The sequence below is a fragment of the Siccirubricoccus phaeus genome, assembly GCF_008360935.1.
Lineage (GTDB): Bacteria > Pseudomonadota > Alphaproteobacteria > Acetobacterales > Acetobacteraceae > Siccirubricoccus > Siccirubricoccus phaeus.
This window is the reverse complement of the sequence record NZ_SRXO01000011.1, coordinates 71143-85058: the sequence shown is the minus strand read 5'-3', so window position 1 is coordinate 85058 and position 13916 is coordinate 71143. Positions and strand designations below refer to the sequence as shown.

Sequence of the window (13916 nt, the reverse complement as noted above, 5' to 3'; positions counted from 1 at the left end):
GCGGCAGCATGTCCGCCCGCGCGGAAGAGAGGAAGGGGAGACGGGCAGATTTTCCGCCGGGGCCACGGGGCGGGGAGCGATGACGAGCATCGGCGGCACTGCACGGAGGGGCGACACTACACGGAGGAAGGTGGGCGGCAAGGCCGGGAGGGGTGAGGAGGGCGCGGGGACCATGCCGGGCCGCGGATCGGCGGGCCGACCGGCTCGGTCGGCGGCGGCACCGCCCGCCTGAGGGCGGCGCGGCCGTGTTCTTCGCCCGCCCCGGCTCGCATTCCCCGCCGCCTTGCCGCGTGCCAGGATGCGTGCCGATGCCCCGCGACCTGCCGCCCGCCCCGCCCCGCCACCAGCGCGCCGAGGGCGCCTTCGCGCTGCATCTGGCCGCCGGGCCGCGCGGGACCGCGCTGCGGGATCTCTACCAGCAGGCCCCCGCCCGCGTGCTGTTCCCGGTGCCGGAGCCGGATGAGGCGCTGACCGCCGCCGTGCTGAATTGCGCCGGCGGGCTCGCCGGTGGCGATTCGCTGCGGCAGGAGGTGCGGCTGGAGGCCGGGGCGCGGGCCACGCTCAGCACCGCCGCGGCGGAGAAGGTGTATCGCAGCCTCGGCCCGGAGACCCGGGTGGAGAGCGCCGTCACCCTCGGCCCCGGCGCGATGCTGGAATGGATCCCGCAGGAGACCATCCTGTTCGAGGGCGCCCGGCTGCGCCGCCGCATGGCCGCGCGGCTGGCGCCGGGCGCGAGGCTGCTGGCGGCGGAGACCCTGGTCTTCGGCCGCGCCGCAAGCGGCGAGACGATGACCGCCGGCACCGTCTTCGATGCCTGGCGGCTGGAAGGCCCGGATGGGCTGCTCTGGCTGGATGCGCTGGCGCTGGAAGGCGGGATCGGCACGCAGCTCGCCGCCCCCTTCGGCTTCGCCGGCGCGAAGGCGCTGGGCACGCTGCTGCTGGCCGGCGGCGCGGCGGAGGCAGGGCGCGAGACGCTGCGAAGCCTGCCGGAGCGCGTGGCCTGCGGCGCCACCATCCCCCGCCCCGGCCTGCTGCTGGCCCGCTTCCTCGGCCCCGCCGGCGCCGTCAGGGAGGCCGTGGCGGCCGCGCTCTGCGCCTTGCGCGCCGCCCAGCTCGGCCTGCCCGCGCGGCTGCCGCGGCTGTGGACGACATGAGGGAGTGACGCCATGATCGGGCGGGGCTCGGGGGGCAAGGCATGAATCTGACGCCGCGGGAGAAGGACAAGCTGCTGATCGCCATGGCCGCCCAGGTGGCGCGGCGGCGGCTGGAACGCGGCGTGAAGCTGAACCACCCGGAGGCCGTCGCCCTCATCACCGATTTCGTCGTGGAAGGCGCGCGGGATGGCCGCAGCGTGGCGGAGCTGATGCGTGAGGGCGCCACCGTGCTCCGCCGCGACCAGGTGATGGAGGGCATCGCCGAGATGATCCATGAGATCCAGGTGGAGGCGACCTTCCCCGACGGCACCAAGCTCGTCACCGTGCATGAGCCGATCCGGTGAGCGACGTGCAGCCCCGCCCCCTCCTGGCCGCGCCTCGCCCGGTCCCCTCCCACGCCGAACCTGGCCGCGACGCGAGGAGCGCCCGCGCATGATCCCTGGCGAACTCCTCCCCGCCCCCGGCGAGATCGAGCTGAATGCCGGCCGCGACGCCATCGAGCTCGAAATCGGCAATACCGGCGACCGCCCCATCCAGGTCGGCAGCCACTACCATTTCGCCGAGACCAACCCGGCGCTGAACTTCGACCGAGAGAAGGCCAAGGGCCGCCGCCTCGACATCGCCGCCGGCACCGCGGTGCGGTTCGAGCCGGGGCAAACGCGGAAAGTGCGCCTCATCCCCTATGCCGGCAGCCGCATCGTCCACGGCTTCCGCGGCGAGACGGAAGGACAGGTCTGATGCCTAGCCGCATCTCCCGCGCCGCCTATGCCGGCATGTACGGCCCGACCACGGGCGACCGCCTGCGCCTCGCCGACACCGACCTCATCATCGAGGTGGAGCGCGATCTGACGACCTATGGCGAGGAGGTGAAATTCGGCGGCGGCAAGGTCATCCGCGACGGCATGGGCCAGAGCCAGGTGACGCGCGCCGGCGGCGCCATGGACACCGTCATTACCAACGCGCTGATCCTGGATCATACCGGCATCTACAAGGCCGATATCGGCCTGAAGGAAGGCCGCATCGCCGCCATCGGCAAGGCTGGCAACCCGGACACCCAGCCGGGCGTGGACATTATCATCGGCCCGGGGACGGAGATCATCGCCGGGGAGGGCCGCATCCTCACCGCCGGCGGCCTCGATGTGCATATCCACTTCATCTGCCCGCAGCAGATCGAGGAGGCGCTGGCCAGCGGCGTCACCACCATGTTCGGCGGCGGCACCGGCCCGGCGCATGGCACGCTGGCCACCACCGCAACGCCCGGGCCGTGGCACATGGCGCGCATGCTGCAGGCGGCGGAGAGCTTCCCGGTCAATCTCGGCTTCCTCGGCAAGGGCAATGCGGCGCTGCCGGCGGGGCTGGAAGAGCAGATCCTGGCCGGCGCCTGCGGGTTGAAGCTGCATGAGGATTGGGGCACCACGCCGAAGGCCATCGACACCTGCCTGAGCGTGGCGGATGCGCTGGATGTGCAGGTGGCCATCCACACGGACACGCTGAACGAGAGCGGCTTCGTCGAGAGCAGCATCGCCGCCATCAAGGGCCGCACCATCCAGGCCTTCCACACCGAGGGCGCCGGCGGCGGCCATGCACCCGACATCCTGCGGGTTGTCGGCGAGCCGAATTTCCTGCCTTCGTCGACCAACCCGACCATGCCCTACACGGTGAACACGGTGGACGAGCATCTCGACATGCTCATGGTCTGCCACCACCTCGACCCGCGCATCCCGGAGGACGTGGCCTTCGCCGAATCCCGCATCCGCAAGGAGACGATCGCGGCGGAGGACATCCTGCACGATCTCGGCGCCATCTCCATGATGAGCTCCGACAGTCAGGCCATGGGGCGGGTCGGCGAGGTGATCATCCGCACCTGGCAGACCGCGCACAAGATGAAGCAGCAGCGCGGCCGGCTGGCGGGGGAGACGGGGGACAACGACAATCTCCGCGTCCGCCGCTACATCGCGAAATACACCATCAACCCCGCCATCGCCCAGGGCATCAGCGCCCATGTCGGCAGCGTGGAGGTGGGCAAGCTGGCCGATCTCGTGCTGTGGTCCCCCGCCTTCTTCGGGGTGAAGCCGGATCTGGTACTGAAATGCGGCTCCATCGCCATGGCGCCGATGGGCGACCCCAACGCCTCCATACCCACGCCGCAGCCCGTCCATTACCGCCCGATGTTCGCCGGCTTCGGCAAGGCGATGGTGGCGAGCAGCGTCACCTTCACCTCCAAGGCGGCACTGGCGCATGGCATCGGGGACAAGTTGGGGCTGCAGCGCCAACTCATCGGGGTGGAGAATACCCGCGGCGGCATCAGCAAGCGCAGCATGGTGCTGAACGACGCCCTGCCGAAGATCGAGGTGGACCCCGAAACCTACGAGGTCCGGGCCGATGGCGAGCTGCTGATCTGCGAACCAGCGAAGGTGCTGCCCCTGGCGCAGCGCTATTTCCTGTTCTGATGCTGCGTCTGATCGTGGAGCGCCGCAGCGTCGCGCCGGAATTTCATGCCGGAGGCGCGCGGCACCAGCGCGAGGAGCGGAGCGTGAATCAGCCGCATCACATCCATGATGGCGAGGAACTGCCCCGCGCCACCCAGGTGCTACCCGCCGGCGGCTGGGTGGAGCGCACCGCGCGCCACACCGTGACGCTCGACTTCGATGACCGCTTCCGCCGCCGCAAGCGCTACGTCGCGGAGGACGGCTTCGCCTTCCTGCTCGACCTCGAAGCCGCCGTGGCGCTGCGGCAGGGCGATGGGCTGCTGCTGGAGGGCGGCGGCGTCATCCTGGTGCGGGCGGCGCCGGAGCCGCTGGTGGAAATCACCGCCGAGACGCCGGAGAAGCTCGCCCGCCTCGCCTGGCACCTCGGCAACCGGCACCTGCCGACGCAGATCGAAGGGAACCGCATCCTGATCCGCGACGACCATGTCATCGTCGCGATGCTGCAGGGCCTCGGCGCCGAGACCCGCCGCGTCGATGCGCCCTTCGATCCGGAAGGCGGCGCCTATGGCGAGCACAACCGCCAGCATCAACATCCCCATGGCCACCACCATCACCACCACCATGGCGATGATGACGACCACCACCACCATCACTGAGGGCGCGGCGCTCTATCGGCTGCTGGCCTGGCTCTCCCCGGCCTATCCGATCGGCGCCTATACCTACAGCCATGGGCTGGAGCGCGCGGTGGAGGACGGCGCGGTGAAGACCCGCGCCGATCTCCTCGCCTATGTCACCACCGTGCTGCGCGACGGCGCCGGCCGCGTGGATGCCGCCCTGCTGGTCGCCGCCTGGCGCGCCGCCATCGCCGACGACGATGCCGCGCTGGACGAGGCCGCCCGCCTCGCCGCCGCCTGGCGCGGCACGGCGGAGACGGCGCTCGAGACCATGGCGCAGGGCACCGCCTTCGCCAGCGTCACCCACTCCGCCTGGCCGGACCCGCGCTTCGCCGCCCTCGCCGCCCGCCATCCCCGCGCCCTGGCACATCCCGTGGCCTTCGGCGCCGCCGCCGGCTTCCACGCCATCCCGCTCCGCCCCGCGCTCACCGGCTTCCTCTCCGGCTTCGCCGCCAACCTCGTCTCCGCCGGCGTGCGCCTGGTGCCGCTCGGCCAGACCGATGGCCAGATCGCCACCGCCACGCTGCATCCCATCATCGAAGCCGCCGCCGACGCCGCCGAATCGGCCGAGCTTGACAGCCTCGGCACCGCCGCGCCCATGCTGGACCTGCTCTCCATGCGCCACGAAACCCAGTACACGAGGCTGTTCCGCTCATGAGCGCATTACAGGATGGCCGGCCGAGTCAGATCTCCGCGCAGGATGCGCGCTCCGGTCATCGGACGGCCAACGGCCCCTTCCGCGTCGGCATCGGCGGCCCCGTCGGCTCCGGCAAGACGGCGCTGACGGAGCGCCTCTGCCGCCACCTCCGCGCCACCCACGACATCGCCGTCATCACCAACGACATCTACACCAAGGAAGACGCCGAATTCCTCACCCGCGCCGGCGCGCTGGACCCCAGCCGCATCGCCGGCGTCGAGACCGGCGGCTGCCCCCACACCGCCATCCGGGAGGATGCCTCCATCAACCTCGCCGCGGTGCAGGAGATGGTGGAGCGCTTCCCAAAGCTGGAACTCCTGCTGATCGAAAGCGGCGGCGACAACCTCGCCGCCACCTTCAGCCCGGAGCTCGCGGACCTCACCCTCTACGTCATCGATGTCAGCGCGGGCGACAAGATCCCGCGCAAGGGCGGCCCCGGCATCACCCGCTCCGACATGCTCGTCATCAACAAGATCGACCTGGCGCCGCTGGTCGGCGCCGATCTTTCCGTCATGGACCGTGATGCCCGCCGGATGCGCGGGCAGCGGCCCTTCATCTTCACCAACCTGAAGGAGAATACCGGCGTGGCCGAGATCGCGAATTTCATCCTGGACCAGGGCGGCATCGCCCGCCGGCAGGCCGCCTGATGCGCCGCGCCCTGTTCCTCGCGGCGCTGCTGGCGCCGCTGCCCGCCCTGGCGCATCCGGGGCATGGGCTGGAAACCGGCTTCGCCGCCGGCTTCAGCCATCCGCTGCTGGGGCTGGATCATCTGCTGGCCATGGTGACGGTCGGGCTGCTCGGCGGGCTGCTGGGCGGCGCGGCGCGCTATGTGTTGCCGGGCGCCTTCCTCGGCGCCATGGCGGCGGGGGCGGGGCTGGCCATGGCCGGCATCGCCATCCCGGGCGTCGAAGCCGGAATCCTCGCCTCGCTCATCGTGCTGGGCGCGCTGGCGGCGCTGGCGCTGCGGCTCCCGCTGGCGGTGCTGGCGGGCATCGCGGCGTTCTTCGGCCTGCTGCACGGCGTGGCGCATGGGGCGGAGCTGGCTGGCGGGGCGGCGGCGCTTGGCTTCCTGCTCGCCACCGCGGCGCTGCATGCCGCGGGCGTGGCGCTAGGCAGCCTGCGCGCGGCGCGCTGGGCCGGGGCGGCGACGGCGGCGGCGGGGGTGCTGCTGGCCGTCATCTGAACGGCAACTTGAGGGAGGCTCGTTGCGGCGGTGCCGCACCCCCGCAAATTCCCTCCGCCAAAGGCCGAAGGGCCTTTGGCAGCCATGAGTTTGGACGCGACGGTTCAACCGCAAAACTCGAGGGTTCCAAGGGCCTTTCGGCCCTTGGCGGGTAGGAGCTCGAGGAAGGGCAGAGCCCTTCCTCGACACTCAACTCAATCGCGTCCCCGGCGGCGTCCCGCCCCCATGTGCCCCCATCTGCAGCAGCGCGACCAGCATGGCGGCCCGCTGCGCGGCGCTGTCCGCTTCCAGCAGCGCTTGCTTCTCCCGCACCTCGAAGGGGCAGACCATGCAGAGCGTCAGCACCAGCATGGCGTCGGAGGTCTGCTCCACCGCCTCCCAATTCGCCTCGATCCCGCGCGCCTTGAAGAATTCCCGCAGCGCGCCCAGCAGCGCCGCGCGGTCCAGCCCGGGCGGCGGCGTCAGCGGCTCCAGATCCGCACGGAAGCTGTCATACTCCGCCCGTACCCGGCGGTAGCCGCGGCACAGCTCCAGCTCTTCCGCCACGCGGAAGCGGCAGATGCCGGTGAGGGTGATCAGCAGCCGCCCATCCTCCGTCTCGGCGAAGGAACAGATGCGGCCGAGGCAGCCGATGCGATAGAGCGCCGGCCCATGCGGCCCGCGCGGCTGCCCCGGCTCCGGCTGCACCATGCCGAACATCCGCCCCTGGGCCAGGGCGTCCTGCGTCATCGCCAAATAGCGCGGCTCGAAGATGTTCAGCGGCAGCCTGGCATGCGGCAGCAGCAGCGCACCGGGCAGGGGGAAGACCGCGATCTCCGCCGGAAGCGCCTCGAACGCCAGGTCGAACGCGGTCACCGCTGCCTCCCTACCTGAACAACAGGGCGGAGAGCTTACGCCGACCGGCGACCGTCGCGGGGTCGGAGAAGCCCCATGCTTCGAAGAATTTCAGCAATTGCTTGCGGGCCGCCTCGTCATTCCAGGCGCGGTCGCGCTTGAAGGCCTCCAGCAGGGCGTCCACCGCCTGCTCCCGCTCCCCCGCCGCGTTCAGGGCGATGGCGAGGTCGATCCGCGCCGCATGGTCGTCCGGGTCGGCGGCCAGGCGGGTTTCGAATTCCGCCAGCTTGGCCCGGGCCGTGCGACCCTCGGCGGCGAGTTCCAGGGCGGAGCGGACGGAGGCGATCTCGGCATGCTCGCGCAGCTTCGCCGGGACGCTTTCCAGCACCTGGCTCGCCTGCTCCTCCTGCCCCAGCGCGGCGAGGGCCCGGGCGACGCCGGCATAGGCCTCGGGGTTCTCCGGCTCCTGCTGCGCCAGGGCGCCGAACAGCTCCAGCGCCGCCTGGAAATCGCCCTGCTCCAGCGCCGTCTTGGCCTCGGCCAGGATGTCGGCCGTGGGCATCTGGCCGCCGGCGGCCTTCAGCAGCCCCTCGACGAAGCGCTTCACCTCGCCCTCGGGGACGGCGCCCTGGAAGAGATCGGCGATCTGCCCCTGGACGAAGCCGACCACGGTCGGCACGGATTGCAGCGGCAGCCCCATCTGGGAGAGCTGCTGGACCAGGGCCCGGTTCTTGTCGATATCGATCTTGACCAGCTTCACCCGGCCGCCGGCGGCGCGGACCACCTTCTCCAGCGTGGGCGTCAGGGTCTTGCAGGGGCCGCACCAGGTGGCCCAGAAATCGACCAGGACGGGCGTCTCGCGGCTCGCCTCGATGACGTCCTGCATGAAGGTCCGCTGGTCGCCATCCTTGATGGGATCGGGCCCGGCGCCGGGCGCGGCCTGCCGGTTCGGGTCGAAGATCACGTCCATGGCAGCTCTTCCTCGGGTCCTTGGGACATAGATGCGACGCGATGGCGCCGGGGCAATGGGGGGCGCCGGCAGTTAAGCAGCCGGGGGCGGCAGGTCCAGCACCTCCGGAAGGTGGCCGAGGCTTTCCAGGAAGCGCAGCAGATCCGCCGGGCGGATGGCCGTGGTCATGCTGTTCACCAGGGGGTGGAAATGCACCCATTCATGGTCACGCACCAGCCCCGCATCGATCACCATGCGGACGGCGCCGGGGGCGGCGTTCACCATGCCGAAGGGGGTGACGGAGCCGGGCTCGACGCCGAGCTGGGCGCGGAGCGCCTCGGCCGGGGCCATGTCCACGCGGCCGGCGCCGGCGGCCCGGGCCAGGGCGTTGACCGAGATCTGCCGGGTCTCCTCCAGCACCGCCAGCAGGTAGGGGCCGGCGGCCTGCCTGGCGGGGCGGAGGAAAAGGTTCTTGCTGTGCCCGCCCCCCTCTCCCTTGAGCAGGCTGCCGCGCAGGGCCTGGGATTCCGCCACGGTGAAGACCGGCGGGTGGGTGACGGTGCGGGTCTCGATGCCGGCAGCGGCGAGGCGGGCGAGAAGGCTTTCGGGGGTTTCCGGCATCTGGGCGCTTCGGTTGCGGCGACGATCCTCCGCTCTACCGTCCCTGGCCGGGCAAGGCCAGATGCCGGGCGCAAGGCGCCGCGCCGCGCCCCGCTGCCCTGAAGCGGCTTCGCCGCTTCAGGCTGTGTGAGACCTGTCCCGCTCAGGCGTTCAAGGCCCCCCAATGGCGCCGCGAAGCGGCCGCCCGGGGCGAGACCTGGGCCCCCATGGCGTTGCACAGCAACGCCATGGGGAACTACTCCGGCAGCATCGCCCAGTTCAGCGCCTCATGCCCGGTGGCGTAGAGGTTGTTGGTGATGGCGGCGTTGCGGTTCACCAGCTTGCGCATGAACAGCGGATGCGTGGTGGAACGGATCTCATGCTCCACCTGGAAGAGCAGCTTGCCGTTCTCCGGGTCCACGATGTCGATGAAGCGGTACTGGTACTGGCTGTCCTCCTGGCTGATCAGCCCACGCTCCGCCAGCTTCGCATGCACCCCGCCGAAATCGACGAAGGCGAGCTGGATATGGTGGCCGTCATACTCCGGCTGCGGCGCATCGGTTTCGCGGAACAGCAGGTACTGGCCATTGGCCACCAGCACGCGGGCCTCGCCGCCCTCGATCGCGGCCGGGGCGCCGACGATCTCCTGATAGAAGCGGACGATGCCCGGCAGCGTCCCCGGCGCCACGTCGAAGGCGACATAGGGCATGCCGAGGACGACGCGGCCGAACCGCTCCGCATCCGGGCTGTGGACGCGGATGCGGTTGCCCCAGGGGCAGGTGACGTCCACATGGTCCGCGGCTTCGGTGAAGCTGTAGAGCGTGCCCTCCAGCCAGCGCTTCGCGGTCTGCAGCCGGTGCAGCAATTGCGCGCGGTCCGGCACCACCAGCCCGACGATGCCGCGCAGCCGCTGCGCCTCGCCGGTCGGCAGGTGGAATTGGCTGACGCCGACATTGGCCCACATATTGTCGATGCCGGTCAGCAGGTAGGGGTCGCGGGTCAGGCCGAGGGCCGAAATGTAGAAGGCCGTCGCCTTGAGCTGGTCAGGCACGCGGAGGTTCACATGCTGCAGCTCGACCGAATTGCCGAGATTCTCGGCCGTCCGGTTCCACGGGCATTCGATCCTGGTCAGGCCATCCATGACGGTCTCCTTCCTTGACGGCGCGTGATCGCTCATGGCGATCCGCGAAAAGCGTGACGCACGCGATCAGACAAAGACCGGGGCGGCGGTGCCGCCCGCCCCGGCGGCGCGATCAGGCACGGCGGACGGAGCGCGCCAGCTCCGCCAATTCGCGGTTGAAGCGCGGCGTATCCTCCCAGAAGGGGGAATGCCCGGCATCGTCATAGACCGAGAGCCGGGCATTCGGCACCACGCTCGCGGTGTAGCGGCCCATGGAGACGTCGGAGACGCGGTCATGCAAACCGTGCGTCACCAGCACCGGGATGTCGAGCGCCTGCAGCCGCGCCTCGATCTCCAGCGGCCGGCCGCCGAGGCCGAGGCGGACATGCCGGGGCACCATCATGTTGAAGGCCAGCATGGTCTGGAAATCGGCGGCGCCCGGCGCCTGCTCGAAGCAGGCATGCAGGAAGGCGATGGTGGCGGCGATGGCGGTGGCGGGGTCCGGGCTGCCGCCGGTGGCGGGGGCGATCCAGCGCAGCGCCCGGCCGAAGCGGGCGGTGTCGGCGACCGAGGAGGTGGCGGCCACCCAGTTCATGCCGCCGATCGCGGCATGGCCATGGGCGTTCAGGTAATCTCCCATGATCCGGCCGCCATAGGACCAGCCGACCAGCACGGGGCGGGCGAGGCGAAGCTGGTCGATCACCGCCTTCACCTCGTCGGCCCAGACCTGGCCGGGCTTGTAGTACCGGTCGTCCTCCGGCTTGGCGCTCATGCCATGGCCGCGGATGTCATAGGCGACGAGGCGGAATTCGCGGGCCAGGGCGGGGTCGCCGGTCTGCCGGGCCCAGGATAGGGCCGCCTGCTGATAGCCATGGATCAGCAGGATCGGCTGGCCTTCCGGATTGCCGTACTCATAGGCGGCGATGTCGAGGCCGTCCGGGGTGCGCACCATGTGGCGGCGATAGCCGAATTCCGCCGCGGCTGGGGCCTGAGCCTGGGCAGGGTGCAGCAGGCCGGGGGCGCCGCCGGCGGCAAGCCCCGCGAGGCCGCTGGCCATCACCTCCCGCCGGTTCTGCATCGGTCCCTCCCCCGGGTTTCCGGAAGGCTCGCATGCGGGGCGGGCGGGCGTAAAGCCGGGATGGAGGGCCCCGGCAAACCCGGCCCCCCTGCCGGGCGCCGGGCCATCCGTTCAGTCCGCGTATTGCCCCGCCGCCTGGATGATCGGCCGCCACTTGGCGATATCGGCCTGCCAGAAGCTCCGGTGCGCCTCCGGCGTCGCCTGGGCCTGCGGCACCGGGGCGGTGCCCAGCTCGGCGAAGCGCTGCACCAGGCGCGGGTCGCGCAGCGCCACCTGCAGGGCGCGGGAGAGGCGCTGGGTGACCTCGGCCGGCGTGCCCTTCGGCACGTAGAGCCCGTGCCACACCGTCACCTGGAAGTCCGCCAGCCCGCCCTCGGCGGAGGTCGGCACGTTGGGCAGGGCCTCCACCCGCTGCGGGGTGGTCACGGCGAAGACGCGGATGGCGCCGCTATTGATCTGCTCCGTGGTGTTGGTGGTCTGGTCGCACATCAGGTCGATGCGGCCGGAGAGCAGCTCCTGCATCGCCGGGCCGGTGCCGCGGAAGGGCACCGTCGTCATCTGGGCGTCCACCGCCTTCATCAGCAGCAACCCGCAGAGATGGCTGGCGGCGCCGATGCCGGCATTGGCATAGTTCAGCCGGTCGCGCTCGCGGCGGATGAGGGCCACCGCCTCCTGCAGCGTGGTCGCCGGGAAATCCTTCTTCGCCACCAGCGTCATCGGCACTTCGGTGATCAGGCCGATGGTCTCGAAGCCGCCCACCGGGTCATAGGCCAGGCGGCGGTAGAGGGTGGGCGCGGTGGACATGCCGATATGGTGCAGCAGCAGGGTGTAGCCATCCGGCCGCGCCTGGGCGACGCGCTGGGCGCCGATGGTGCCGCCGGCACCGCCGGCATTCTCCACGACGACGGTCTGGCCAAGGTCGCGGCCCATCGCCTCCGCGGTCAGCCGCGCCACCGTGTCGGTCGGGCCGCCGGCGGCGAAGGGGACGATGACGGTGATGGTGCGGCTGGGGAATTGCTGCGCCGTCGCGGGCAGGGCGAGGCAGGCGAGCGCGGCACAGGCGGCAAGGCTGCGGCGCAGGAATTGGCGCATCGGGAGCGATCCTCTGCGGGCGGCGGGTTACCGCCCGTTTACCCTTTTTCCTGTGGCGAGCGCCGCCTGTCGCGTCAAGATCATATCAGAGTCAGCAACTCAGAGTCAGCAACGGGCGCGCCGGCGGGCCCGCCCGCCTGCCGCCCCAACGGCCAGGGGCGGCGCCGGTTCACGCATCCATCTTCAGGGCGGCGATGAAGGCGCTTTGCGGGATTTCGACCTTGCCGAATTGCCGCATGCGCTTCTTGCCTTCCTTCTGCTTCTCCAGGAGTTTCCGCTTGCGGGTGATGTCGCCGCCATAGCATTTCGCGGTGACGTCCTTGGACAAGGCGGAGATGGTCTCCCGCGCGATGACGCGGCCGCCGATCGCCGCCTGGATCGGGATCTTGAAGAGCTGGCGGGGGATCAGCTCCTTCAGCCGCTCGCAGATCTGCCTTCCGCGGCGGTCCGCCTGGCTGCGATGCGCCATGAAGGCCAGCGCATCCACCGGCTCGGCATTCACCAGGATGGAGATTTTCACGAGATCGCCGGCCTCGTAGCCATCCTGCGCATAGTCGAAGCTGGCATAGCCGCGGGAGATGGATTTGAGGCGGTCGTAGAAGTCGAACACCACCTCGTTCAGCGGCAGCCGGTACACCGCCATGGCGCGGTTGCCGACATAGGTCAGCTCCACCTGCCTTCCGCGGCGTTCGTTGCAGAGCGTCAGCACCGGGCCGAGATAGTCGTCCGGCACCATGATGGTGGCCTTGATCCAGGGCTCCTGGATCTCCTCGATCACGCTGGGGTCCGGCATGTCGGCCGGGTTGTGCAGGTCGATCCACTCGCCATTGGTCTTCTTCAGCTTGTAGACGACGGAGGGCGCGGTCGCGATCAGGTCCAGGTCGAATTCGCGGGAGAGGCGTTCCTGCACGATCTCCAGATGCAGCAGGCCGAGGAAGCCGCAGCGATAGCCGAGGCCGAGCGCGGCGCTGGTCTCCGCCTCGTAATGGAAGCTGCTGTCGTTCAGCCGCAGCTTGCCGACGCTTTCGCGCAGCTTCTCGAAGTCGTCGGCGTCCACCGGGTAGAGGCCGCACCAGACCACGGGGATGCTGGGCTTGAAGCCGGGCAGCGCCTCGGCCGCCGGGTTGCGGTCCTCCGTCAGCGTGTCGCCGACATTGGTGTCCGCCACCGTCTTGATCGCCGCCGTCACATAGCCCATCTCGCCGGGCCCGAGGCTTTCGACGGCCGCCATCTTCGGCGTGAAGATGCCCACCTGTTCGATGCTGTGGACCGAGCCGTTCGACATCATGCGGATCTTCTGGCCCTTGCGCAGATGCCCGTCCTTGACGCGCACCAGCACGACGACGCCGAGATAGGCGTCGTACCAGCTATCGACCAGCAGGGCCTTCAGCGGCGCATCCGGCTCGCCCTTGGGCGGCGGCAGGCGCGTCACGATGGCTTCCAGCACGCCCTCGATGTTCAGCCCGGTCTTGGCGCTGATCATCACGGCGTCGGAGGCGTCGAGGCCGATGACGTCCTCGATCTGCTGCTTCACCCGGTCCGGCTCGGCGGCCGGCAGGTCGATCTTGTTGAGGACGGGGACGATCTCGTGATTGGCGTCGATCGCCTGGTACACATTGGCCAGGGTCTGCGCCTCCACGCCCTGGGAGGCATCGACCACCAGCAGGCTGCCCTCGCAGGCGGCGAGGCTGCGGCTCACCTCATAGGCGAAATCCACATGGCCGGGCGTGTCCATCAGGTTCAGCGTGTAGGTCAGCCCGTCCTTCGCCTGGTAGTGCAGGCGGACGGTCTGCGCCTTGATGGTGATGCCCCGTTCCCGCTCCAGCTCCATGTTGTCGAGGAGCTGGTCCTTCATCTCCCGCGCCGTCACCGCGCCGGTGTGCTGGATCAGCCGGTCGGCCAGGGTGGATTTCCCATGGTCGATATGGGCGATGATCGAGAAGTTGCGGATGCGGTCCAGCGGAGTATCGGGCATGGGATTCCGGCGGCGCGGAGGGCAGGGTCCGGCCTCAAGCCCCGGGAGATAGGGCAGATGGGGCGGGAGTCAAAGCCTGGGATGGCATTGGGGCCCGGGCGGCGCGGCGCCGGCCCCGCCGGAGCGCCGCT

Annotated in this window: 15 protein-coding genes; 8 read left to right on the top strand and 7 right to left on the bottom strand. The window is 70.4% G+C overall.

Going from position 1 to position 13916, the window contains the following annotated elements; all coding sequences use genetic code 11:
* Window positions 1-308: 308 nt before the first annotated feature.
* The 8 genes from E5N76_RS16380 (at window position 309) to E5N76_RS16345 (ending at window position 6137) form a co-directional block, all read left to right on the top strand.
* The gene (locus tag E5N76_RS16380) at window positions 309-1154 is read left to right on the top strand and encodes an urease accessory protein UreD (protein ID WP_149538390.1); all 846 of its coding nucleotides are present in this window, start codon (window positions 309-311) and stop codon (window positions 1152-1154) included.
* A 41-nt stretch (window positions 1155-1195) separates the two neighbouring features.
* Window positions 1196-1498 carry an urease subunit gamma gene (locus tag E5N76_RS16375; RefSeq protein WP_149538389.1) on the top strand — a complete coding sequence of 101 codons (303 nt, stop codon included), beginning with the start codon at window positions 1196-1198 and terminating at the stop codon, window positions 1496-1498.
* Between the two features lie 88 nt (window positions 1499-1586).
* Window positions 1587-1892 carry an urease subunit beta gene (locus tag E5N76_RS16370; RefSeq protein ID WP_149538388.1) on the top strand — a complete coding sequence of 102 codons (306 nt, stop codon included), beginning with the start codon at window positions 1587-1589 and terminating at the stop codon, window positions 1890-1892.
* Window positions 1892-3604: an urease subunit alpha gene (gene ureC / locus E5N76_RS16365; RefSeq protein WP_149538387.1), complete on the top strand. Its 1713-nt coding sequence runs from the start codon at window positions 1892-1894 to the stop codon at window positions 3602-3604. The genes E5N76_RS16370 and ureC overlap by 1 nt, the downstream gene beginning before the upstream one ends.
* Window positions 3604-4239: an urease accessory protein UreE gene (gene ureE / locus E5N76_RS16360; protein WP_187830209.1), complete on the top strand. Its 636-nt coding sequence runs from the start codon at window positions 3604-3606 to the stop codon at window positions 4237-4239. Before ureC ends, ureE begins: the two co-directional genes overlap by 1 nt.
* On the top strand, window positions 4181-4915 hold the full coding sequence (locus tag E5N76_RS16355; RefSeq protein ID WP_235907733.1) for an urease accessory protein UreF: 735 nt from the start codon (window positions 4181-4183) through the stop codon (window positions 4913-4915). Before ureE ends, E5N76_RS16355 begins: the two co-directional genes overlap by 59 nt.
* The gene (ureG, locus tag E5N76_RS16350) at window positions 4912-5601 is read left to right on the top strand and encodes an urease accessory protein UreG (RefSeq protein ID WP_149538386.1); all 690 of its coding nucleotides are present in this window, start codon (window positions 4912-4914) and stop codon (window positions 5599-5601) included. The genes E5N76_RS16355 and ureG overlap by 4 nt, the downstream gene beginning before the upstream one ends.
* Window positions 5601-6137: a HupE/UreJ family protein gene (locus E5N76_RS16345; protein WP_149538385.1), complete on the top strand. Its 537-nt coding sequence runs from the start codon at window positions 5601-5603 to the stop codon at window positions 6135-6137. Before ureG ends, E5N76_RS16345 begins: the two co-directional genes overlap by 1 nt.
* A 189-nt stretch (window positions 6138-6326) precedes the next feature.
* Here the strand turns inward: E5N76_RS16345 and E5N76_RS16340 are convergent, their stop codons facing one another.
* The 7 genes from E5N76_RS16340 to lepA form a co-directional block, all read right to left on the bottom strand.
* Complete coding sequence (locus E5N76_RS16340) at window positions 6327-6992, bottom strand: LON peptidase substrate-binding domain-containing protein (RefSeq protein WP_149538384.1); 666 nt, start codon at window positions 6990-6992, stop codon at window positions 6327-6329.
* Between the two features lie 10 nt (window positions 6993-7002).
* Window positions 7003-7941 carry a thioredoxin family protein gene (locus E5N76_RS16335; protein WP_149538383.1) on the bottom strand — a complete coding sequence of 313 codons (939 nt, stop codon included), beginning with the start codon at window positions 7939-7941 and terminating at the stop codon, window positions 7003-7005.
* A gap of 72 nt (window positions 7942-8013) precedes the next feature.
* A complete protein-coding gene (locus E5N76_RS16330; RefSeq protein WP_149538382.1) occupies window positions 8014-8541 on the bottom strand; it encodes a prolyl-tRNA synthetase associated domain-containing protein in 528 nt (175 codons plus the stop codon).
* A 235-nt stretch (window positions 8542-8776) separates the two neighbouring features.
* Window positions 8777-9661, bottom strand: a complete 885-nt coding sequence (locus E5N76_RS16325) for a VOC family protein (protein ID WP_207792000.1) — start codon at window positions 9659-9661, stop codon at window positions 8777-8779.
* A gap of 112 nt (window positions 9662-9773) precedes the next feature.
* Entirely contained in the window at window positions 9774-10718 is a 945-nt protein-coding gene (locus E5N76_RS16320; protein ID WP_149538381.1) for an alpha/beta fold hydrolase, read from the bottom strand.
* 111 nt (window positions 10719-10829) lie between these two features.
* Window positions 10830-11810, bottom strand: a complete 981-nt coding sequence (locus E5N76_RS16315; RefSeq protein WP_149538380.1) for a tripartite tricarboxylate transporter substrate-binding protein — start codon at window positions 11808-11810, stop codon at window positions 10830-10832.
* Window positions 11811-11979: 169 nt separating this feature from the next.
* Window positions 11980-13785, bottom strand: a complete 1806-nt coding sequence (gene lepA / locus E5N76_RS16310) for a translation elongation factor 4 (RefSeq protein ID WP_149538379.1) — start codon at window positions 13783-13785, stop codon at window positions 11980-11982.
* Window positions 13786-13916: the final 131 nt, after the last annotated feature.